The sequence below is a fragment of the Cellvibrio sp. pealriver genome (assembly GCF_001183545.1).
GTDB lineage: Bacteria > Pseudomonadota > Gammaproteobacteria > Pseudomonadales > Cellvibrionaceae > Cellvibrio.
This window is the reverse complement of record NZ_KQ236688.1, coordinates 795657-819163: the sequence shown is the minus strand read 5'-3', so window position 1 is coordinate 819163 and position 23507 is coordinate 795657. Positions and strand designations below refer to the sequence as shown.

General features: G+C 48.0%; 14 protein-coding genes. 6 read left to right on the top strand and 8 right to left on the bottom strand.

From position 1 onward, the window contains the following. Positions 1 to 84 precede the first annotated feature (84 nt). Both VC28_RS03355 and VC28_RS03350 read right to left on the bottom strand, forming a co-directional pair. Positions 85 to 7380: a putative Ig domain-containing protein gene (locus tag VC28_RS03355; protein WP_082191390.1), complete on the bottom strand. Its 7296-nt coding sequence runs from the start codon at positions 7378 to 7380 to the stop codon at positions 85 to 87. A 315-nt stretch (positions 7381 to 7695) separates the two neighbouring features. Then, complete coding sequence (locus VC28_RS03350; protein WP_049629403.1) at positions 7696 to 8994, bottom strand: tyrosine-type recombinase/integrase; 1299 nt, start codon at positions 8992 to 8994, stop codon at positions 7696 to 7698. A gap of 208 nt (positions 8995 to 9202) precedes the next feature. Between VC28_RS03350 and mutS the strand changes: the two genes are divergently transcribed. The 3 genes from mutS to VC28_RS03335 all read left to right on the top strand — a co-directional run bounded on the left by mutS (position 9203) and on the right by VC28_RS03335 (position 12897). Then, positions 9203 to 11875, top strand: a complete 2673-nt coding sequence (gene mutS / locus VC28_RS03345; RefSeq protein ID WP_049629402.1) for a DNA mismatch repair protein MutS — start codon at positions 9203 to 9205, stop codon at positions 11873 to 11875. Between the two features lie 240 nt (positions 11876 to 12115). After that, a complete protein-coding gene (gene fdxA, locus VC28_RS03340; RefSeq protein WP_049629401.1) occupies positions 12116 to 12439 on the top strand; it encodes a ferredoxin FdxA in 324 nt (107 codons plus the stop codon). 146 nt (positions 12440 to 12585) lie between these two features. After that, positions 12586 to 12897 (top strand): PilZ domain-containing protein, encoded by a 312-nt coding sequence (locus tag VC28_RS03335; RefSeq protein ID WP_049629400.1) that lies wholly within the window; start codon positions 12586 to 12588, stop codon positions 12895 to 12897. Between the two features lie 77 nt (positions 12898 to 12974). Here VC28_RS03335 and VC28_RS03330 read toward each other — a convergent pair whose 3' ends face one another. Further along, positions 12975 to 13751: an MlaA family lipoprotein gene (locus VC28_RS03330; RefSeq protein ID WP_082191389.1), complete on the bottom strand. Its 777-nt coding sequence runs from the start codon at positions 13749 to 13751 to the stop codon at positions 12975 to 12977. Between the two features lie 355 nt (positions 13752 to 14106). Between VC28_RS03330 and VC28_RS03325 the strand changes: the two genes are divergently transcribed. From VC28_RS03325 to VC28_RS03310, 3 genes are all read left to right on the top strand, one after another. Continuing rightward, complete coding sequence (locus VC28_RS03325) at positions 14107 to 15765, top strand: hypothetical protein (RefSeq protein WP_049629399.1); 1659 nt, start codon at positions 14107 to 14109, stop codon at positions 15763 to 15765. A gap of 120 nt (positions 15766 to 15885) precedes the next feature. Next, positions 15886 to 18573, top strand: coding sequence for a TonB-dependent receptor domain-containing protein (locus VC28_RS03320; RefSeq protein WP_049629398.1), 2688 nt, complete (start codon positions 15886 to 15888; stop codon positions 18571 to 18573). 305 nt (positions 18574 to 18878) lie between these two features. Beyond that, on the top strand, positions 18879 to 19604 hold the full coding sequence (locus VC28_RS03310) for a hypothetical protein (protein WP_049629396.1): 726 nt from the start codon (positions 18879 to 18881) through the stop codon (positions 19602 to 19604). Between the two features lie 63 nt (positions 19605 to 19667). On the opposite strand, the gene VC28_RS03305 is transcribed toward VC28_RS03310, so the two are convergent. The 5 genes from VC28_RS03305 to VC28_RS03285 form a co-directional block, all read right to left on the bottom strand. Continuing rightward, positions 19668 to 20174, bottom strand: a complete 507-nt coding sequence (locus tag VC28_RS03305; protein WP_049629395.1) for a hypothetical protein — start codon at positions 20172 to 20174, stop codon at positions 19668 to 19670. A 102-nt stretch (positions 20175 to 20276) separates the two neighbouring features. Then, on the bottom strand, positions 20277 to 21248 hold the full coding sequence (locus VC28_RS03300) for a porin (RefSeq protein WP_049629394.1): 972 nt from the start codon (positions 21246 to 21248) through the stop codon (positions 20277 to 20279). A 293-nt stretch (positions 21249 to 21541) separates the two neighbouring features. After that, on the bottom strand, positions 21542 to 22282 hold the full coding sequence (locus VC28_RS03295) for an HvfC family RiPP maturation protein (RefSeq protein WP_049629393.1): 741 nt from the start codon (positions 22280 to 22282) through the stop codon (positions 21542 to 21544). Next, complete coding sequence (locus VC28_RS03290) at positions 22279 to 23142, bottom strand: HvfB family MNIO-type RiPP peptide maturase (RefSeq protein WP_049629392.1); 864 nt, start codon at positions 23140 to 23142, stop codon at positions 22279 to 22281. The genes VC28_RS03295 and VC28_RS03290 overlap by 4 nt, the downstream gene beginning before the upstream one ends. Beyond that, entirely contained in the window at positions 23142 to 23501 is a 360-nt protein-coding gene (locus tag VC28_RS03285) for an HvfA family oxazolone/thioamide-modified RiPP metallophore (RefSeq protein WP_049629391.1), read from the bottom strand. Before VC28_RS03285 ends, VC28_RS03290 begins: the two co-directional genes overlap by 1 nt. Between the last annotated feature and the right edge of the window lie 6 nt (positions 23502 to 23507).

Below are 23507 nucleotides of genomic sequence, written 5' to 3'. Positions count from 1 at the left end.
TCGAATTTATAAAGACACTCTCTCAATTCAATTTTTCAATATTAATGAACCAATAATAAACATTATTTTCATCAATGAAATATCTCACTCTTTTTTGTTAACCTGATCAAAAAGATAACCCACTTCGTGAGCCTCCCTGTCTTCCTTAATTTTATCTTTACGCTGCTGCTCCAATTCTTTTTTCTTTTTGTTTACTTCTTCCAGGATAGGCAGCGGATCAAGCCCGCGCCAGAGCGGCAGCATAGACATCATGGTTAACAATAGACTGCTCGCGCGCAAAGACCACACCAGCAAACCGGTAGTGACAGAAAAAGTCAGACCAGCCACCACGGCCCTGCGATCCTGCTCTTCTACCATGGCCTCATCCATTTGGGCGCGCAAACGGCGCACTTCATTATCAAAATCCGCCTCTTCCCAAGGGGCAAAACCGGCGTCTGGCGCAATCAAGCCTGCCAAATTAGGTGAGGCGGTTAAGGTGGTAAGCGGAACATTGCCATCGCTATTGATCTCCTCAGCACGTTCATAATCGCGGCTGGACTTATCGTTAATCACCGCGTCAGTGTGGTTGCTATCGCCGGTTTCCACGATAATTTGTTGGGCGTCCAAGCCATCGGGAAGCAGTGGCTCAAGGCTGTTATTGCCACCCTGATTTGGCAATTCACCGGGAATCTCGGGCAGATCTGTATCTGCACCATCAGGGGTTTTTGGCCCATCTGTGGTAGGCGGTGTTGTTGGAGGTGTGGTAGGCGGCGTTGTTGGAGGGGTTGGCGGCTCTACCGGCGGCACAGTAACGGGTGGCTTTTCCAACGCAGCTACAGTGACTTTAAACGAGGTTTCTACCCAAGCGCCATCGCTGTCTTTCGCGCGCAGAGTAATGGTTGACTCGCCACCGGTTTGAGAGGCAAACGAGAGCGTCATAAGGCCAGTAGCCGGGTCGATTTGAATACTGGGAACCGCGCTATTATTGCTGTTTTGCATCAGCGTCCAACTGAGCGTGGTGCCATTTTCCACATCGCTAAATACGGTGCGCAAATTCATCTGCTGAGGTGCGGTGCCAGCCTTGACGCTAATATCCGCCATGCCGCTCGACACAGGCACATCGTTTACCGAGGCGATATGGATGCGTACCAATGCATCAACCCAAGCGCCCTGCTCATCTTGTGCACGCACCACGACATCGCTGCTGCCAAATTGATTGGCACCATAGTTCAACTGCAATTTACCGGTGGCAAGATCAATACTCGCATTGCTCGCCAAGGCCGGGTTGCTATTGCTAACGACAGAAAACACCAGATTGCGGGTGGCAGTTTCCTCATCGCTAAACAAGGCCCATAAATCAACCTGATCACCAGCCGCGTCTTCAACATTATTGATGACGATACTGCCGGTGGTTTCAGGCACATCATTGACCTCTTCCACGGTCAACTCAAATTGAGCTGTCGCAGCGGCCATGCCATCACTGGCGATAATTTGGATACTTAGGTTTCCAACGTCCGCCTGGCTAGGTGTGCCACTAAAACTCAGCGTCGCGGCATCAAATACCAACCAGCTTGGCAAGGGCGCGCCGCCAGCTAATTGCGCGCTATAGACTAAGGTGGTGCCCACATCGGCATCAGTAAACATGCTAGCGAGGAAAGTTACACTGAACGGTAGATCTTCCAGTGCGGTTTGGTTGGCCGGAGGATTTACCAGCACCGGTGCGTCATTAACGTTGTTCACGACAATAACAAAGCTATCGCTAATAGAGCCGCCATTTGCATCACTCGCCGTCACCAATACATTGATGCTGCCGATATCGCCCGCCGTCGGAGTACCGCTAAAACTGCGCGTCGCGGCATCAAAACTTAACCAGGCTGGCAAAGGCCCACCGCCTACCAATTGAGCGGAATAACGTAGCGGATCACCCTCTGGGTCAACAAAGGTCGACACGGGAAAACTGAAATCAAAGCGTTGGTTCTCGGCAGCCACTTGATCGGCAATGGGTGACTGTACAAACGGCGGTGCATTGACCGGCAAACTAGTGACAGTGAGAACAAAACTATCGCTCACTGAACCGCCCTGTCCATCATTCGCAGTGACTTCAATATTGATACTGCCCACATCACCAAGCGCAGGTGTACCGCTAAAAGTACGGGTGGCAGAATTAAAACTCAACCAAGTGGGCAAGGGTGCGCCGCCAGCAAGTTGCGCGCTGTAAGTCAGTGTGTCGCCAACATCCTGATCAGCAAATACATTGGCGCCAAAGGTGAAGTTGAAAGCGGTATTTTCAGTTGCACTCTGGTCAGCAATTGGGAAAGCAACCGTAGGCGCATCGTTGGTGTTGGCGACGACTATATCGAATGTGTCAGTGACCGTTCCGCCATTACCATCATTGGCGATTACATCGATTGATACAGTGCCGACAAAAGCATTCGTTGGTGTACCGCTAAAGGTGCGCGTTGCTGCATCAAAACTTAACCACGCGGGTAAGGCACCGCCACCGGCAAGTTGCGCGCTGTAGCTGAGCGTATCGCCAACGTCCGAATCTGCAAATGTATTAGCGGCAAACTGAAAATTAAACGCAGCATCTTCCGTCGCATTTTGATTGGGGATTGGATTGGCAACCGTAGGCGCATCGTTAGTGTTGGCGACGACTATATCGAATGTGTCAGTGACCGTACCGCCATTACCATCATTGGCGATTACATCAATTGATACAGTGCCAACAAAAGCATTCGTTGGTGTACCGCTAAAGGTGCGCGTTGCTGCATCAAAACTTAACCAAGTGGGTAAGGCACCGCCACCGGCAAGTTGTGCGCTGTAGCTGAGCGTATCGCCAACGTCAGAATCTGCAAATGTATTAGCGGCAAACTGAAAATTAAACGCAACATTTTCAGTCGCATTTTGATTGGGAATGGCGTTGGCAACTGTGGGGGCATCGTTAGTGTTGGCGACGACAATATCGAATGTGTCAGTCACCGTTCCGCCATTGCCATCATTGGCGATTATATCGATTGATACAGTTCCAACAAACGCATTCGTTGGTGTACCGCTAAACGTGCGAGTTGCTGCATCAAAACTTAACCAAGTGGGTAAGGCACCGCCACCGGCAAGTTGCGCGCTGTAGCTGAGCGTATCGCCAACATCAGAATCTGCAAATGTATTAGCGGCAAACTGAAAATTAAACGCAACATTTTCAGTCGCATTTTGATTAGGAATCGCATTGGCAACCGTGGGGGCGTCATTGGTGTTGGCGACAACAATATCAAAAGTGTCAGTTACTGTGCCGCCGTTGCCATCGCTGGCAATCACATCAATTGAAACTGTGCCAACAAAATCATTCGTAGGTGTGCCACTAAACGTGCGTGTCCCGCCATTAAAACTTAACCATGCAGGCAGTGCTCCACCACCGGCTAGTTGTGCGCTGTAGATGAGCGTATCGCCAACATCCGGATCGGCAAATGTATTAGCGGCAAATTGAAAATTAAACGCGGCATCTTCAGTCGCATTTTGATTGGGGATGGCATTGGCAACCGTGGGGGCGTCATTGGTGTTGGCGACAACAATATCAAAGGTGTCAGTTACTGTTCCGCCGTTGCCATCGCTGGCAATCACATCAATTGAAACTGTGCCAACAAAATCATTCGTAGGTGTGCCACTAAACGTGCGTGTCCCGCCATTAAAACTTAACCATGCAGGCAGTGCTCCACCACCGGCTAGTTGTGCGCTGTAGGTGAGCGTATCGCCAACATCCACATCACTAAACGTATTGGCAGCGAAAGTAAAATTAAATGCGGCATCTTCAGTCGCGTTTTGATTGGGAATTGAATTGGCAATGGTAGGTGCATCGTTAGTGTTTGCAATCACCAAATCAAAGGTATCTGTTGCCGGTGTTCCGCCTTTTGCATCATCTGCAGTTACTTTAATCGAGATAGTGCCCACATCTGCATTGACGGGAGTACCCGAAAATGTGCGGGTTGCCGCGTCGAAATTTAGCCACCCAGGCAATGCACTGCCATCCGCCATAGTTGCGCTGTAGGTCAACGTATCGCCATCAGCATCGCTAAAGGTATTGGCGGCAAATTGAAAATTAAAGGCTGCATCTTCTGTGGCACTTTGATTCGGAATTGGATTGGCAATTTGAGGGTTATTATTGATGCCGCTGGAAACTTGAAAAGCCAAGTCGCGATCAGGGTCAGGCGTGCCCGTACTGGAGTGGTAAGATCCATTGGGATACACATTGGTATTATGAATACCGACACTCACCAATCCATCAAAGCTGGTGGTTTCTACTTTAATAAAATAAATTTGATTGTCATTTAGCGCGACGCCAGAAAAATCAAATGCCTCCCAACTCAATACTGTATTTAATCCCGCCGAGGTTTTGGTATCGCTCGCAACAACAGTACCGTTATAAGTAGATGATATTAATGAGACAGTAATAGTCTGTGCGCTGGCAGAGGGATCTTTTCTGATTTGTAAAATAATCGAATCAATTGTGTAAGTTGCGCCCACACTGTCATGTGCAAACGACTGATACAAAGGCACGCCCGATGAGAGTGATTGAGTATTTGTAGCTGGACCAGAAGATTCATAATTAACGTTAGTGGCGCCAACGTTATCGACTTGCAAATCAAAAAAATCCGACAAGGAGGTTGTGCCGTCATTGGCAATCACTTCAATCGTGATATTGCCTACATCACCATTGGATGGGGTACCACTGAACGTGCGAGTTGCCGCATCAAAGGTGAGCCATGCAGGTAATGGTGCTCCACCGGGCCTCTGCGCTGTGTAGGTTAGTGTGTCACCGACATCTTGATCATGAAATGTATTGATTGGAAAGGTGTAGTTATACAGTGCATTTTCCGTCGCCGTCTGATTCGGAATTTGATTTGCAACAGTCGGTGCGTCATTGGAGTTGGCAATAACAATATCAAAATTGTCGGATACCGTCGCTCCCGCGCTGTCAGTCGCGATCACCTTAATTGACAGCGTGCCTACATCCGCATTGACTGGAGTGCCAGAAAAAGTGCGCGTTGCTGAATCAAAACTCAACCACCCTGGCAATGGGCTGCCATCAACTAACGTTGCGGTATAGGTAAAACTTGTACCCAGATCGCCATCGCCAAATGCATTCGAGGGAAAAGTGTAACTGAACGCCGCGTCTTCAGTGGCGTTCTGATTGGGAATCGGAATATTGACAAAGGGCAAGTCATTAATATTGACGATAGTCAGATCAAAGGTTTCATTTACGGTTCCACCAAAGCCATCGTTAGCCGTAACTCTAATACTGATGGTGCCAATATCGCCGTCATCAGGGACGCCACTAAACGTACGCGTACCCGCATTGAAATTGAGCCACGCAGGAAGTGGATTTCCATCCGATAAAGTAGCGGTATAGGTCAGCGTATTGCCATCAACATCGTTAAAGGTATTGGCTGGAAATGTATAACTGTAAAGTGACTCTTCATTGGTTGATTGATCGGGAATTGCATTGGCAACGATAGGTGCATCATTAACTGAAGTAACGTTGATGGCTACTGTGTCTGTATCTGTTTTATCAAAGTCTCCGGTACGACCTGCACCTTTATCATTGGTCACTATGGTGAAAACATCGGCACCAAAAAAATTACTGGCTGGGGTGTAGTTAAGCGTAGCGGCAAGTGTTGCATTAATTTGCGCCATAGTGCCGGTTAATACCACGGTGGCGGTACCACTACCTGAAATAGCGGCTGAGCCACCACTAACAGATAAAACACCGTGACTAACACTTAAAGTTACTTCCACATCCCAAAGATTGTAGTCGTCGATATCGCTAATACTAACACCCGAAATAGCAACAGTCGTGTCTTCTACTGTAGTAATCGGCCCCGCCGGAACTGTATTAACGGGATTGTCATTCACGTAGCTCACGTCAATTTGAAGGTTATTAGCACTTTGGTCGGTATCCACACCACCGCCCGCAGTACCGCCGTCATCTCTAACCTGAAACGTCAATACCGCATAATTCGTAGCATTTTCATTGGCTGCAGGGGTAAAAATTAACTTTCCCGCATTGATATCAGCAATAGTAACAAATTGATTTACGCTTACAGGGCCACTTCCCGTAACCGAGAATGTGCCACCACCACCTATAGCAGTAATTTTTACACCAGCAAAACTATTGCCGTCAGGATCACTAAAACCAAAATTAGCCGCTGTTAAAACTTTAGGCGTATCCTCCTGTGTATCGATTACGTTATTTGTCCCAACTGGAGCCTGATTAACGGCCCCTGAAATTGTAAAACTCATGGTATTGGGGGTCATGTCGAGAGTATTGCTCGCACCATTATCTTGCACTTGAAAGGTATAGCTCGAAGCGCCAGCCGCTACAGCGGCTGCATCCGGCGTATATTTCAAAAAACCAAAATCGATATCGCTTTTTGTAACCGTTTGACCAGCTGTAATCGCAATGCCGCTAAGGGTTAAGGTGCCATTGGTAGGTAATGTAGTAACTTTTACTCCCGCCATAACATCCCAAGGGCTATCGACGGTCTCATGAAAACCAAAGGAAGCCGCATAGATGGTGTAGGCACTTCCGGCAGCGATAGGAATAGATATGTCAGTGCCACTAGGAGGGTTGGAACCAGCCAACAACCCCTGCCACTCAAGATATGACTTGGCAGAAAAAAGTTCGGGGGCATCTATCTGCCCATACTTAATCTCCAATACCCAATCCCCACCTTCACGACTATTACCGGTATGGTCATTACTTGCCGCTACATCAGCGCCGGTCAAATCACTTAATTGGCGCAATAAGTTGATACCACTTTGGTTTGCCGCCAAATCACAGCCATACAAGAGAATATCGGCCTCATCGCTCAACGCCATGTTCCAAGCCACAAATTGCTGGGCGTACTGGTCAATATAATTTTCATTAAGTACTTGATTTCCGAGCATTAGATTACCGGTCACACCATGAGAAATCACATGAATGACTGAAATGCTGCTAGCACTAGCAAGATAATTGCTGATTTGAGCAATGCCGTCTTGGGTGGTATCGAGATAGACGATGGCGGTGGAGTCGGCATCTGTACGGTTGCGGATATCTTCAACCAAAATTTGGTAACCATCGACCCCTGTATCAACAAATACCAGCGTAGTAGCGGAAGATTGAGTGTTGGGTGCAATATCGGCCTGAGGATCTGTATCAGGAACGGATTGAAGCCCAGAATCCTGGCCTTCCATCATCGGCGGGGTATCTGGCATATAGATACTAACCAGATCGACCTGCTCTGCCGCCTGCGCTAAAGACAGCCAATCAGAATTGCCATCATCGAAGACAGCAATATCTGCGGTGGCAGAGAACAATAATCTTGGCTCCAGAGCTTCAATTAAAGGACGACGCGGTGACCTTGACATAGATACCGAACCTATCTTAGGACTAACATCGGGGGCCAAGCATGTGCGTGCCGGACTGGACCACACGCTGGCATTGTTAACATTTTACACAAAGATAGGATGAGTGTCGCAAAAAAAGTCCCAAGATGCCCGACAACAGACTTGTTTTGAGCGCGAGCAGAGGAGCGCCCTTTGACTCATTGCCCGGCATTGGGCAGCGCAACCTTGAAAACACAACTCAGAAATGGATTAGCAGCAATAACAGTTCCCAGCGCTTATCTACAGGATTTACCGACTAATTTTTAAATTGGATACACCCACATTTACCTACGTAAATTACTTTACAGACAAAGTGTGTAAACAGTCGCTCCAAACCTGCAACCAATGTGCGCACTCCTTCTCATACTTATGCAGGTCATATGTCCCCTCAATGCCACGACGGGAGTGTCCCAAGATCGCTTCAGCAACTTCGTTTGGACAACCTAATCTTGATAAGCCAGTTCGCACCGTGCGGCGCAAATCGTGCGGAGTCCAAGGCTCTATATCCAACATGCGACCATCAGTTCTCAAGCGCCATGCCTGTTCGGTGAGTTGCTTTTGTTGCAGCGGCTTTTTACCTTTTAGCGAAGGGAACAAATACTCGCCGGTGGTTAATTTCAACATTTTTAAAAATTCAACTGCTTGAGTAGACAACTGTACATGGCGCTCCACACCGGTTTTTGTATCGCGCAAGTGCCATGTCTTTTTATCAAGGTCGATATCTCTCCATGCTGCTGCACAGACCTCGCCAGTGCGACAACCAGTCCACAGGGTGAACCTGAGTACATTTTTTTGTGTGGTCGAGTAAGCCGAGCCTGGTAACCATTGCAACAGCTTTTTCAATTCCACTTCGGAGAGAACGCGTTTGCCGCGCTCACTGGTTAATTTAATTTTTGCCTGCCGTAATCCCGCCTTTGCGAGCAATGCTGGATTGGCAAATGTATCGGGTAATTTTTCCAAACCAATTGCGTACTCATAGGCAGCAGACAATTCCCGCAATACGCTACCGGCTTGGACATTCGCGCCACGCTCGATAATCGCCATTACCATCGAGGTGATGTCTTTACGAGTGATATTCGCAGCAAGATGATCACCCAACACTCTCACTGCGTCCCCATAGAGAGTGCGCCTAGTTTCAGACTGCCCTTTTAGTTTGCGGGCACCGGGAATAACCCGCCCGTCTACTTTGCGATCTTCAATGTGCTGCGTCAGGTAGAGCTCAACCATATCTCTTACAGTAAAAGTAGCGGAAAGGTTTTTCTCTTGATTGATTTTGGCTTCTTCTAGGATACGCTCACGCCGCTCAGTAGCAGGACAACGCCCATTGGCGCGGATCAACTTTAACTCTGAGCATTTGAGGCGCGCCTCTGCCAGTGAGACTGTGGGATAATGCCCGATACTTATTTGCACCAATTTATTGGTTAGTGGGCTGCGATAGCGGTAGATAAAGGTCTTAATCCCTTTTGCGCCGCAGGTTACCCTCAAACCGCGATTCTCACCCGAATCAGCCAGCTCCTTTGAAGTAGGCTTCATGGTTTCGATGGCTCTACTGGTAAGAGCTTTGGCGGGTTTATCATCTTGGGGGATAATCTGCATCGTCAATCCAAGCCTCTGAATTAGTGAAGGATTTTCAAATTAGTATAGGTTGTTTTGTAAGAGTGATCATACATCAAACAACCTATACTTCAACCTATACTAATTTGTGCGATTACAGGTTATATCAGGGTGTTTCATGATGTATCACACGAACTTCCAACATCAATTAATTAACATTTAAATCAATAACTTAAAAGATATTTACGCAATGAATGCAATAGAACCAACAGATCAGCATACACCTATGATGCAGCAATACTTACGCATTAAAGCCCAGCATAAAGACGAGCTGGTGTTTTATCGCATGGGGGATTTTTACGAGCTGTTTTTTGATGATGCGAAACGTGCGGCGGAGATTTTGGACATTACCCTTACCGCGCGCGGAAAATCTAACGGTGAGCCGATTCCGATGGCGGGGATTCCGTTTCACTCGGCCGATGGTTACCTCGCCAAGCTGGTGAAAGAGGGTGTTTCGGTCGCGGTGTGTGAGCAGATTGGTGACCCTGCGACGAGCAAAGGGCCGGTTGAGCGCAAGGTGGTGCGTATTGTCACGCCGGGTACGGTGAGCGATGAGGCGCTGCTGGATTCGCGCCGCGATAATTTGTTGGTGGCATTGCATCAGGCGGGTGAGACGTTTGGTATTGCATCGCTGGATATGGCCAGTGGCCGTTTTCTGGTGTTGGAAGTGGAAGGGTTGGAATCGGCGCTGGGTGAATTGCAGCGGCTGAACCCGGCGGAATTATTAATTAGCGATCACATCACCACACCGGCATTAGTCGAGAATCGCAAAGGGTTGCGCCGCCGCGGCCCTTGGGAATTTGATTTGGAAACCGCCGAGCGTTTGTTGATCCAACAATTCGCGACGAAAGATCTCGCTGGTTTTGGTTGCGACCATTTAAAAGCAGCCATATGTGCCGCCGGTTGTTTATTAAGTTACGCGCGCGAAACCCAGCGCACTGCCCTGCCCCATGTGCGCAGCCTTGCGCATGAAAACCGTGATGAAGCGGTGATTATGGATGCAGCGACACGGCGCAATTTGGAATTGGATATCAACCTGACCGGTGGCGATGAACACACGTTATTTTCAGTGTTGAATCGCGCCGCCACTAGCATGGGCAGCCGCTTGTTGCGCCGCTGGTTGAACCGCCCGCTGCGCGATTTGGATTTATTAACTGGCAGGCAAGAGGCAATTGCGGAGCTGCAACACAATTATGCGTTTGAAATTTTCAACGGCATTTTAAAACGCGTGGGCGATATGGAGCGCATTCTCGGCCGCCTGGCATTGCGCTCCGCGCGCCCGCGCGATTTATCGCGCTTGTTGATGTCGATTGGTACTTATCCGGAATTGCAAAACGAACTTGCGCAAAAAAAATCGCCGCAATTAAAAAATCTTGCACAGCAAATTTCTACTTTTCCCGATTTAGTGGAATTGTTGTCGCGCGCGATTATTGAAAACCCGCCGGTAGTAATCCGTGATGGCGGTGTGATTGCAGAAGGTTACGATGCTGAATTGGATGAACTGCGCAACATCAGCACTAACGCCGGGCAATATTTGTTGGATTTGGAAACGCGCGAACGCGAACGCACCGGCATTCCAACCTTAAAAGTCGGTTACAACCGCGTGCACGGTTATTTTATTGAATTGACCTCGGCGCAATCAGAAAAAGCGCCTGCAGACTATATTCGTCGCCAGACGTTAAAAAATGCCGAGCGTTACATCACACCGGAATTAAAAGAATTTGAAGATAAAGCGCTCTCTGCACAAAGCCGCGCGCTTGCGCGTGAAAAAGCACTTTACGAAGAACTGATTGATATTTTGAATGTGCAATTAGTTCCACTGCAAGATTCCGCTGCAGCCGTTGCAGAATTGGATGTGCTTGCCACATTGGCAGAACGTGCGGATGCACTGGGTTTTTGCAAACCGGAATTATCGTTGCGTGCAGGCATTCATATTGTTGGTGGCCGTCACCCGGTGGTGGAACAGGTTACCAGCGCGCCCTTTGTGCCGAATGATCTGGAATTTAATCCGCAGCGCCACATGCTCATCATCACCGGCCCGAATATGGGTGGTAAATCCACGTATATGCGGCAAGCAGCATTAATCACACTGCTTGCGCATATTGGCAGCTTTGTTCCAGCGCAACGCGCAACAATTGGCATTGTTGACCGTATTTTTACCCGCATTGGTTCAGCCGATGATTTAGCCGGTGGCCGCTCTACCTTTATGGTGGAGATGACAGAAACCGCGAACATTTTGCACAACGCTACCGAACGCAGCTTGGTGTTGATGGATGAAATCGGGCGCGGCACCAGCACCTTTGATGGCCTCTCGCTTGCGTGGGCTTGCGCTAAACATCTCGCGGAAAAAGTGCGCGCGTTTACTTTATTCGCCACACACTATTTTGAAATTACATCGCTGCCTGAAACGGTTTCCGGAATCGCTAACGTGCATTTGAATGCAACCGAACACAAAGACAATATTGTGTTTTTGCATAAAGTGCAGGAAGGGCCAGCGAGCAAAAGTTATGGTTTGCAGGTAGCAAAACTCGCGGGAATTCCGGCGCAAGTCTTGGCGGAGGCACAGCAGCAATTGCATTTGCTGGAAAACGGCGAGCATCCGCACTCGATCAAATCAAACGCAAGCCCCGCTAGCGCAGTAGAAGCGGTAACTGCTTCGCTAAGCAATGCGGCGAATCCTCCTATCGCCGAATCACCGGCACATGCGCCCGCTATTGAATCACCAGCGCAATCAGGTTTGTTTGATAGTTTGCCGAACCCGGCGTTGGCGGCATTGCATAAAATCAATCCGGACAATTTATCGCCGCGTGAAGCGCTTGAGCAGTTATACAAACTAAAAGAACTTTACTCTAGAGGTAAATAGCGCGCGGAAAATGACAAAAGAGCATTAGTAAATTTGATATGGGTTATCACCAAAATCGGTATTCAAAAAGAACCATTCTCAACTGCGCTTTTTCCCACTGAAATCAACACTTTTCGGGGGTATTTCAGCGGAAAAAGCCTACCCAAACCGGGTTTGGCTGTTTAGAATGCGCGCTTCTTGCGTATCGCCTTTGTGCAGCGCACACTCATTACTGAATTCTGTTACTTGTGGGAGTCTCCTATGACGTTTGTAGTTGGGGAAAATTGCATCAAATGTAAACACACTGACTGTGTGGAAGTTTGTCCGGTAGATTGTTTCTACGAAGGCCCCAATTTTCTGGTGATTCACCCGGATGAATGTATCGATTGCGCACTGTGCGAACCAGAATGCCCGGTAGGTGCCATCTTCTCGGAAGATGAGTTGCCGGAAGACCAAGCGGTATTTCTGGAATTGAACGCCGAACTGGCGCAGGTGTGGCCAAACATCACCGAGATGAAAGATGCCCCCGCCGACCACGCCGAGTGGGATGGCGTTCCTGGCAAACTGCAATATCTGGAGCGCTAATTGCCACAAGCAATCAGCCTGCTAACAAAAACCGCGCACTGCGCGGTTTTTTTTCGCCTGTAATCAAAAAGCCCTGTGCTACACTCTTTGAAGTCTTGCCAAGACCATAAACTCTCGTCAATCACACTAATAACGAGGAACAAGCTATGGGGATTAACGATAAGCCTTACAGCGAAAAGCGCGATTTTATCCGGATGAAAATCGGTGCACCCTTGAGTGCAAAACTGGCCTCTTCGGCCGATGTCATTGAGGGTTTATGCCTGGATTTAAGCGGAGGCGGCCTGCAAGTGGAAGCCAAGCAAAGCCTTCCGGCGGGCACTGAAGTTGAGGTGGAAGTGTCTTCCGATCACGGCCACAGCCCAACATTGAAAGCCAAAGCGAAGGTTGCGCGTGTATCAACCAATGATAATGGCGATTACATTTTAGGGCTGGAAATTATCCAGATACTGCCCAACTAGAACCGCCTCGATAAATGCGCTGCAGCGCTTAACAAACGCGCATAACAAAACGGCCACTGAAAAGTGGCCGTTTGCAATTAAAACTCCCCGTCAAAATCCTCTTCGTCGAAGTCTTCTGAACCAAAATCGTCCTCAACCTCACCGTTATTGATCAGATAGTCGCGGCGCTGCAAATACACATCGCGCACAAAGGTATAGCGGTCGCCGGTAATATTCTTTTCAAGATCCAGCAAACTTGCGCGGGTATCCATCAACTCAAATGCGCGCACCGTGTTTTCGGTACGCACGTGATCGATATAAGTAGTTGGGTCGGTATACCAATCGATGGGTTTACCAAAACCGTCGCGCACAGTGCTTGGCCCTAAAAATGGCAGCACCAGATAAGGCCCCTGCCCTACGCCCCACACCGCCAGCGTCTGGCCAAAGTCTTCATCTTCGTCGGCTGGCAAATGCATGTATTTGGCAACGTCCAGCAAACCGCCAATCCCCAAGGTGCTATTTACCAGCAAACGCCCGGTGTCATGCGCGGCACCTTTGAGATCCCACTGCAATACGCCGTTGATCACATTGGGTACTTCCTGGATGTTGTCAAAAATATTCCCAACACCGGTTTCTAATGGATCGGGCATGACAAATTTGTAACTTTTCGCCAAAGGTTTGAGTGTCCAGCGATCAACCGCATCATTGAATTTAAACATGGCACGGTTATATCCCTGCCAGGGATCCTGGTCTGCGGCCTCTTGGTCATCCTGCGCAAACACGCCAAGTGGAATGACCAAGCCCAATGCAACCGCTAACCCGGCAACCAATGGACGTAAGGAGAAAGACGATGAAGGCGAGAGATTAAGTTTCATAAGTTCCCTGGAAGATAAGGCAAGCGATTCTTGGCTGAATGACGAACCTGAATTGCGGAAAAAGAGAAAGTACATCTGCCCGATAGGATGGGCGCTATGCCGGTCACTTTAACCAATCATCCCCCCGCCAACAACCGCCTTTACCGCGAAAAATTGCGCCAGTTACAAATTGCAACAAAGCCTTTTTGACATATTTCTGACATCTAACCGAAATAAAACTTTCATCAAACTGTCGTCCAGATTTCATATTTGTCATCAAAGATAGCGCCACAAACGCAGAAGCGGACAGCTATCACAAAAGCCGCAGCGTTCACATTTCCCTTATCAGAGTTCCCTTACTAGAAGAGAGTGGCCCATGAAACTGAAAAATCTTTTTGCATTGAATGTACTCGCTGCAACCCTGGCTGCCTGTGGTGGTGGCGATATCAATTTGAACCCAAGCAACACTGTGACTGATTCAAACAACAACACCACTAACAACAACGGTGCCAGCAGCTCTTCAGTTGCCACTAACCCTTGCGCCTCTTATGAGTTGGGCGGTCAAAAATTCCAGGGGACCTTCAGCGGTAATAACTGTACTTACGGCGTAACCTTTGTAAGCGATACCCGCCCACTGACTACTGACCTTGAAATCCCTGCCCTTGCAAACAACGGCGTACATATCTTCCAGGACAGCTTGTTTATTGGTGAAGATGTAGATGCCAACGATGTTGCCGCTGGCGTTAAAGTACCAGCAGCAGGTGCTGGCCCCATCCTGACCATTAAAGCAGGTGCGAAATTAGCATTCAGCAACCCGGTTGATTACGTACGTGTAGCGCGCGGCTCACAAATTTTTGCAGAAGGCACTAAAGAAGCACCAATCGTATTCAGTGCGACCAAAGATTTGATTGAAAAATCAGCGACCGAAGGTGATCGCGGCCTGTGGGGTGGTATCCAAATCCTCGGCCAAGGCTTGACCAACAAGTGTACCGACCCAAGCAACTGTCACGTGACCTCTGAAGGCCGCCCAGGCACTTACGGTGGTAACAACAACAGCGAATCATCAGGCGTATTGCGTTACGTTGTTGTTAAGCACGCCGGTTATGAAGTAGTTGATGGCAATGAATTGAACGGTATTACTTTCTATGCTGTTGGCTCAGGCACTGTTGTCGATTACGTACAAACCTACTCTACCCGTGACGATGGCTTTGAAATGTTCGGCGGTGCAGTAAACCTCAAGCACGTAGTTGCTGTGAACGTTGCCGATGACTCTTTCGACTTCGCTGACGGTTACGTAGGTAACATCCAATTCGCACTGGCCATCCACACCTCTGGTGCAAACCGTTGTATCGAAGGCGACAACACTGGCGAAGGCCGTGGCGATGGCATTCTGCCAATGACTCACCCACGTATCTCCAACCACACCTGTGTAACCAGCGCGGTTGATACCAACCAAGGCACCTTCCCAACCTCTAAAGGCGACTCAGAAGGCCCATTGCTGCGTGAAGGCACCCAGTTCGAAATCTACAACTCAATCATTACCTCTAACGCCACCGGCATGTCATCTAACGAATGTTTTGAACACGACGATACCGAAGGCCCACAAACTGGTGATGCGATGGAAGCAGGTATCTCTGTTGTTAAGAGCACCCTAGTTGCCTGTACCGAAGCGATCAAAACCGGCAAGGTTGACCCAAGCAATGCTGGTTTCAACCTGAAAACCTGGTTCACCGCCGCAGGTAACAACAACGTGGTAATCGACTCTGCTTTCACCGGTGGTTTGCCAGCCAACATCCTCAAAGATTTGGCCACCAACCCACGCGCTTACCTGACTCTGGCAAGCATGACCGATGGCAACGCGGCGGCGATCACTGTACCGGTAACCGACGTGACCAAACTGTCTGAAAAACCTTCTACTACCACTGCACCGGTTGCAGGAAGCAACGACTTCTTTGACAGCGTGAACTTCATCGGTGCGGTTAGCGAAAGCAACGACTGGGTTTCAGGCTGGACTGTAGGCATGACCGCCAACTAATTCAGGGCATACATACGCCTTGTTGCTGGCAACGGAAAAGAGGCGCCCTAGGGCGCCTCTCTTTTTGATAACACCGGATGCCAAGCCCTGCAGACCAACGAATCAGAAAAGGTTATGACCATGCAAAACTGTTTACTCAACCGTCACAAATTATTTCTCGCCATTTCTGCGGCCTCTCTTTCCGTGTTGGCACAACCCGGCTTCGCCCAGGAAGCAGATGAACAACAAGCCATTCCAATGCCTGCGATAGAAGCGCCCGTGCTGGAAGAAATGTTAGTCACCGGCCGCCAACAAAGCGGTGCACAAACGATTGTGCAGGAGCGTATGGAAGATGCGTTCGCTGCTGACCTGATGGGTTCAGACCAAATTTCCCGTACCGGTGACTCCAATGTTGCCGTCGCGCTCACCCGTGTGACCGGCGTGACCTTAAATCAGGGCAAATACGTTTATGTGCGCGGCCTTGGTGAACGTTACTCCAGCGTGCAATTGAACGGTGCTCAAGTGCCATCGCCAGAATTAACGCGCAATGTATTACCGCTGGATATTATTCCCGCATCCATCGTGGATAGTTTAAAAATCCAAAAATCCTATTCACCTGACCTGCCCGCGCACTTTGGCGGCGGCAACGTGAACATCCGCACCAAGAGTGTTCCGGACGAATTTATTTTTAACATCACCCTCGGCACCGGCACCAATACCAATAGCGGCGATGGCGATATCACCTATTCAGGTGGCGGTAAAACCAGTGGCTTACCAAAAGCGATTGACCAAGCATTGGACACTTACCAAGGCTATCTGGATATCAACGGCATCCGCCGTATTCTGAGCACCGAAGTCGATAACAGTGTGACGCCCGAACAAGCGCAAGAATCGATTGCGATCAACCGCAGTTTGATGCTGTCATTAAACCGCGATGTCGCTATCCGCGAAGATGATTCACCCTTGGATCAAAACGGCTCGGTTGCACTCGGCAACTCCTGGGATATTGGTGACGATTGGACTGTCGGCAGCATTCTCAACTGGTCAGAAAAAACCGAATGGCGCAACAAAAACCAAATCCGCCAAGGCGTAGGCTCACCCGATGTCACCTACTCTTCCACTAAACGCACCCAGGAAGACACAAAAGAACTGGGTTCGATTGGTGTCGGTATCAACTATCAAGACATGCACAACATCGAAGCCAGTTACATGTTGATCGGTAACGAAACCGATGAAGCAGCCATTACCTTTGCGCAAAACAGCAACAACAATTTGGCGGACGGCAACCAAAAAGTTACCTACGAAACTCGCTATCAGGATCGCGAAGTTGAAATTACCCAAGCCTTGGGTACGCACAAATTCGACCAACTTTCCGGCAATACCTTGGGTGATATCAGTGTCGATTGGTTTTATTCGGATTCCACAGTGGAAACCAATATTCCCGGCGCAACCACCATTGGCGGTGATAACACGGTAGATCCACAAACCGGTGAAATTCTCAGCACACGCATTACCTCCAATTCATCGGCACAATTTGCATTTTTGAATTTGCAAGACGATGTAATAAGCCACGGCTGGAATGCAAAATTACCCCTGTTGTTTGACAACGCCGAAGTTACGCTCAGCGGTGGTTATAGCTACAACGACAAATCGCGCCAATATTTTGGTTACACCGCGCTGATTGATGTGGGTGGCGGCAACTTCCTGGAAGGCATGCCGGGCGATGTGTTTACCGATAGCAACATCAGTAATCTCAACAACGATTTTGAATTGACCATGAGCCGCGGTTTCGGTACTGAAAGTTATATTGCCGGGCAAATGACCGATGCGTTTTACGGGATGATCGATGCAACCCTGAGCGATACCTGGCGCATCACCGCTGGTGCGCGCTACGAAGATTTCCGCACCGCGCTGTTGCCACTCGATCTGCTCGATTACACCGGCATTACGCTGGAAAACCTGATCAAGGAATTGCAAAACGAAAACCAGACTTACACTCGTCGCAGTGATGATGTGTATCCATCGGCGGCATTAACCTACATCAACGATGGCTTCATGAATTCAGAAACCTTCCAGTTGCGTTTGAGTTATGCGCAAACGGTGGTGCGCCCTGACCTGCGTGAAATGGCCGATGTGGTTTATATCGATCCTGAATTGAATATCCGCGTGCGCGGCAATCCAAACCTGCGCGATTCCATGTTGGATAATATCGATTTACGTGGTGAATGGTATTTCGATGGCGGCAACAACCTGACCGTTTCTTTGTTCTACAAAGACATCACTGATCCTATCGAACAAAAACTGGAACCCGGTTCAGACAGCGACATCATCATGAGTTTTGAAAACGCATTGTCTGGCGAGCTCTACGGTGTGGAATTTGAAGGCTTATGGAATCTTGAGCGCGGCTTCTTCGTCTCAGGCAACCTGACCTTAAGTGATTCAGAAGTGGTTTCACCCACCAACGGCGGTTACACCAATAGCGTTCGCACTATGAGCGGTCAATCGCCTTACGTGCTCAATGCGCAATTGGGTTATGACTCGGATGATGGTAAACACGGCGCAGCGCTTTCCTACAATATCGCCGGTGAAAAACTGACACTCGCTGCTGTTGATACTGGTCACGACGACGCCTTTGAGCAACCGTTTAGTTCGCTGGATTTTACCTATTCCTACTATCCAATTGAGCAGCTCATCCTCAAAGCAAAACTGCGCAACTTGCTGGATGAAGATCGTGAAATCACCCAAACCAATGTGCAAGGGCAAGATGTCACCATCCTTCGTCAAGAAGTGGGCACCAGCATCAGCCTTGACATCAGCTACAACTTTTAAAAAAGGACAGGGAGAGACAGGATGTCCCGCCTATAAGGAAATGGATTTAACGGAGATTTATTTAAAAGGATTACACAAGCCACCTTCGGGTGGCTTTTTTTGCTTGCCATTATTTTCCCGTAAGGATTTTTATAAAAATGGTGTAAATAACAAAAAATTTTTAACTTTTTTCTGTTTAAGCCTGAAATTGTCACAAACTATTCACAATAGTGTGCTAAGGCCGGTGCTAATCTGACAATGAGTTCGGAGATCGTTGACCCGAAAGGGTGCAGGTTGCCGTTTATTGATTCACGAGGAGCACTAAAATGACTAACAATATTCTTAAAAAATTGATCCGCTCACTGGCAATTGTAGCGGCTGCAGCCCCATTTGCGAGCTACGCCACTGCTTATACCCCTGCTAACTTCGGCAATGCTGCTGAAACATTAACTAAACAGATTACCCTGCCCGCTTCTTTTGGCGAAGGTGTAAAAACCGTTGCGGTTTATTGCCAGGCCGATGTGATGAGCACCGGTAATATCAACGCTGTTAATTGCTACGAAAACAGCCCGTTGGTTTCCATGCAAAAAGTCACTGAGTCTGCATTGAAATCCGCCACCTTTGAACCCGCAACTATCGACGGAAAAACCGTACCGGTAAGAATGCAAATGCGCGTTGTCTATTCATTGGGCGGAACCCAGGCTCCGATTGTATTGCTGCCGAACCTGGGCACATTGCAAGCACAATACGGCACTCACTATTTCGCACCGCAAGAACGTTTGGACACCAGTGACTGGTATGCGCACTACACCACCAAAGAGCGCGGCGATGGTAAATTATTTTTTGCCGAAGGCAAAATGACCCGTGTGATGGCCAATATTGAAGCCGACGGAAAAGTAGAAACCGTCAGCACTATTGAAGCGGCGCTGCGCAAACAAGCCGATGCCGATAGCATCGAAAGCTCACTGAAAAAATCCAAATTTATTCCAGGCTTTGTGGAAAACAAACCCACCGCTATGCATTACATCGCGGTAGTGAATTACGCGAAATAGTAAAAGCCGATAGCTGTAAAAAAGGTCACATTGCTGTGACCTTTTTTATTTTCAAACCTTACATTATTTATCACATTCAAACTGCAACTGCAGTTCAATTCGCCCCATGGCCAAACTGCGATAATGCTCACCTGTGATAGAAAAGCCTTTTCCACATTTCTCCAATGCCTTGGGCAACAACTGCGCTCTCGCTACGGGCAAGTTCGCCCACTGATCAACTTCCACTTCCAGTGAAAAGCCCTGCGCTTTTTTTACTGGTTGTTTACTTTCGGTTAATGCGTATGACTTAACAGATGCGGAGAAATTACGCTGGATGTTTTCTTCCTGTGCACTGGCTAATGATGATGGATTGCTATCAGTAGTCTCCAACACAGCACCATCATTCCCTTTTTTAAATGCCTTATGAAGAAATCCGTTTAATCCTTTATCGCTATAGTCACATTCCTTTTGATTAACATTCATGGAGTCAGCGGCATCAACTGCAGCGCCACACTCATCATCCGCAAATGCCGCAGAGGTAAGCAGCGATGATATAAACAATAACTGCATTGTAAAAATGATAGGTTTCATTAGTATCCCCAGCGCTGTATTAAGCAAAAAACAAATATAAAAAAACAAGTGTAAGAAAAAACAAAGGGTGCCTAAGCACCCTTTGTTGGATCAACCTTACCATTAAAACTTAAGATCAATACCTACACCAATCCAGTTATCGTCCACTACTTCATCAGAATCAACTTCAGCTGTCTCTTGAGTGTAATAACCAAACAAAGTGGTATTTTTAGATAACAAATAATCGGCACCCAAACTCAAAGAGTCGCCACCTGCATCAACCACCAAGCCACCGGCGGTGACATCCATACCCGCATCACCGTACTGTGCTTTCAAGGCAAACTTATCGGTTGCATTATATTTTGCCGACACTAACCACGCATCAGAATCCAAATCCACGGCAGTACCCGCAACAGACGCACTGACGGATGATTGTTCAAACAAAGCGCCCAATTGAACTGGGCCCACGGTATAACGGCCAACCAAACGCAAAATATCCATGGTTTGCGCACTGACGTCCTGCTCTGCAGCAAGCGCTACATAAAACGCCGGTGTGGTGTAAGTAACAGAAGCAGACACGCCATCATCTGCAGCATTATTTTCAGCAGCAACACCCGCAATATTGATTGCAAAAGCGCCCCATGAGGCAGGAGTGGTGTATTGAACAATATTCTTGGAACGGGTTTCGCCATCGACCAGATAATTAATATCACCTTCGAGGTCATTGAAAAGATCCACTTTTTCCTGAGCCGTTTTCACCGGGGTATCAAAATGACCACCAATAATGGTGCCGCCACTGCCCTGCAGGCCTACATAAATATTGCGCTGGGTAAACGTTTGGTTAGAGGAGCCACCAGCACCATCATCAACCTCGGTTTGATATTCAAACTGATAGATTGCCTTGAGGCCCGAATTGATTTCTTCACTGCCTTTAACGCCAATGCGTGAGGCGTTGCTCACGAGTTCCAATTTTGATTCTTCAGCTTCATCTGCATTTTGCACAGATAGGTTTGCTTTACCGTAGACAACAACATCGGCAAATGCAGCTGCGGGAATAACGGAAGCGATCAGCAACGCTAATAATGATTTTTTCATGGAGTTGACTCCTTTGATGTGTGTTTTTTGATGTCCAATTCCTGGCCATCGGGGATCAGGCTTATTGAAATAATGACACTTGTGTTTCAGTCGCATTGCCATTGTGTGACCATAAAGTTACAGAAATATGACAAACGCACCGAATACGCGCATCAAGTATAGAAAGAAAAATGACGAAGTCTTGTGATTGGGCGTGGTTTTAGATCAAAAATCTATTTTTTTGCGTATTTTTTTCGATTTTGATAATCAAAATGTCAACCACTGACTAAAAAGAGTGCAGCACCGTACAAATATCACTCAAAGTGACTAATCACACCTGCATTGCATAAATGGGTTATCCGCTCCAGCGCACTAGCAGCCAAATCACTGTTATCTTGATGCCCAAGCTCTTTAGCGATAGTCGCCACAACATCAGCCAAAGTATCTGACCGGGATTGCAATAACGACAACAATCGCTGGGTTAGTGGGTTGGTTTCCATAAAACATACCTTATCCGCACGGTTGCGGTACACAACCAAATACGCTGGCTCAGGAAGCTGCGGTTGATACTGTGGGGAAATTTTATGGACGGGATATTGATACGCGAGAACAGCGACCAAAGGAGAGACTCGCGGTTTTGCAGCCATAAGATCGGCAGGCAAATCCCCTGCCGGGGGAATAGAATCTTCACTCACATCCAGTGCCAACTCAATCCATTCATAGTGTGCCAGCTCCAACAAAAATGGCGGATCACCCTCACGCACACCACGCTCCTGCACAAGATAATGCAAAAACTCTTCACTGATTTCCAAAAAATAGGGCGTTTTGCATTCATGGTGCTGGATAAAATCCTGCACCATGCTGTGCCAATGGGAATCTGACAACAACGAACGCAGCACAGGAAAAACCGTCGCAATCAAACTTTCGATATTGTTGTACACCAACTCGCGGTAAATACCCACACGACGATCTTCTATTCCTGCCGGTGCAGGATATTCATGTGGTGCGCGCATATGCTGTGCAAATGCCAATTGAGTTTGCTGGAATGTTTTCATCGCAACGGCGCTCCCGTTGCAAATAGCTTCTGGCGTTTTTTTATTTCTTCCAATTCACTCATCAATTCCGGCAGCGGTGGAATATTAAAATCCCGCTCCAACAAAGTGGGTTTTACGCCAAATAATTCATAGGTTTTTTCCAGTAGTTTCCACACGGGGTTAATCACGGGCGTGCCGTGCGTATCCACGCGCAAATCCTCTGCTTCTTCAAAATGGCCAGCAATATGAATATAGGCTGTGCGTTCACCCGGTAAGCTAGCCAAAAATTCGTAAGGATCGTACCGGTGATTAATGCTGTTCACGTAAATATTATTAACATCCAACAAGAGCGCACAGTCCGCTTTTTTTATCACGGCATTAATAAAATCGCTCTCGCTCATTTCTTGCTGGGGCGCACAATAATACGATGAGTTTTCAATGGCGATACGCTGCCCGAGAATATCTTGTGCACGCTGGATACGTTCAGCGACGTAATCGATTGCTTCTTCCGTAAACGGAATAGGGAGTAAATCATAAAGCTGGCCGTGATCACTGCAATAACTCAAATGTTCGCTGTAGTAGCGAATACTGTGTTCATGCATGAATTTTTTTATCGCCAATAATAATTCTGTATTAAGCGGTGCAGGTGAACCAATGGACAACGAAAGGCCGTGACAAACAAAGGGAAAACGTTCGGTGTATGAACGGAATTTTTTACCTAAACGTCCACCAACATTAATCCAATTTTCCGGCGCGACTTCCATAAAATGAATATCGTCCGGCGCTGATTGCTCCAGCGTATTCAAGAGGCTGCGGCGCAAGCCAAGGCCTGCGCCGCTAATAGCAGCGGTGTAATCCACTGCGGCAGGATCAACTCGCATTACTCGGCTTTTTTCTCTTCTTTTTTATCGCCACCGCACTTGCCTTCACCGCATTTTCCTTCGCCACATTTGCCTTCACCTTCGGCTTTTTTATCGGCTCCGCATTTTCCTTCGCCGCACTTGCCCTCACCACATTTGCCTTCTTTATCAGACTTTTTGTGTTCTGCGGCGCATTTACCTTCGCCACATTTGTGCTCACCTTCAGATTTGGCAGAACTATTATCTGCCAGGGTGTAACCGGCATTCAGCGAAGTCGCGGTAAAATTTGCATCAGCAGCAGATGCGATAGGAGCCAAGGCAGCCGATGCAACAACGGCAGCGCCGAACAAAGCAGACATGGAAGAAATTTTGTTATTCATAATACA

What these genes read in the sequence shown, in the direction of transcription:
- VC28_RS03290 (WP_049629392.1), bottom strand. Translation starts at nt 23,142, where the DNA reads ATGCGAGTTGATCCTGCCGCAGTGGATTACACCGCTGCTATTAGCGGC.
- VC28_RS03295 (WP_049629393.1), bottom strand. Translation starts at nt 22,282, where the DNA reads ATGAAAACATTCCAGCAAACTCAATTGGCATTTGCACAGCATATGCGC.
- VC28_RS03320 (WP_049629398.1), top strand. Translation starts at nt 15,886, where the DNA reads ATGCAAAACTGTTTACTCAACCGTCACAAATTATTTCTCGCCATTTCT.
- VC28_RS03305 (WP_049629395.1), bottom strand. Translation starts at nt 20,174, where the DNA reads ATGAAACCTATCATTTTTACAATGCAGTTATTGTTTATATCATCGCTG.
- VC28_RS03330 (WP_082191389.1), bottom strand. Translation starts at nt 13,751, where the DNA reads ATGAAACTTAATCTCTCGCCTTCATCGTCTTTCTCCTTACGTCCATTG.
- VC28_RS03350 (WP_049629403.1), bottom strand. Translation starts at nt 8,994, where the DNA reads ATGCAGATTATCCCCCAAGATGATAAACCCGCCAAAGCTCTTACCAGT.
- VC28_RS03285 (WP_049629391.1), bottom strand. Translation starts at nt 23,501, where the DNA reads ATGAATAACAAAATTTCTTCCATGTCTGCTTTGTTCGGCGCTGCCGTT.
- fdxA (WP_049629401.1), top strand. Translation starts at nt 12,116, where the DNA reads ATGACGTTTGTAGTTGGGGAAAATTGCATCAAATGTAAACACACTGAC.
- VC28_RS03310 (WP_049629396.1), top strand. Translation starts at nt 18,879, where the DNA reads ATGACTAACAATATTCTTAAAAAATTGATCCGCTCACTGGCAATTGTA.
- mutS (WP_049629402.1), top strand. Translation starts at nt 9,203, where the DNA reads ATGAATGCAATAGAACCAACAGATCAGCATACACCTATGATGCAGCAA.
- VC28_RS03325 (WP_049629399.1), top strand. Translation starts at nt 14,107, where the DNA reads ATGAAACTGAAAAATCTTTTTGCATTGAATGTACTCGCTGCAACCCTG.
- VC28_RS03335 (WP_049629400.1), top strand. Translation starts at nt 12,586, where the DNA reads ATGGGGATTAACGATAAGCCTTACAGCGAAAAGCGCGATTTTATCCGG.
- VC28_RS03300 (WP_049629394.1), bottom strand. Translation starts at nt 21,248, where the DNA reads ATGAAAAAATCATTATTAGCGTTGCTGATCGCTTCCGTTATTCCCGCA.
- VC28_RS03355 (WP_082191390.1), bottom strand. Translation starts at nt 7,380, where the DNA reads ATGTCAAGGTCACCGCGTCGTCCTTTAATTGAAGCTCTGGAGCCAAGA.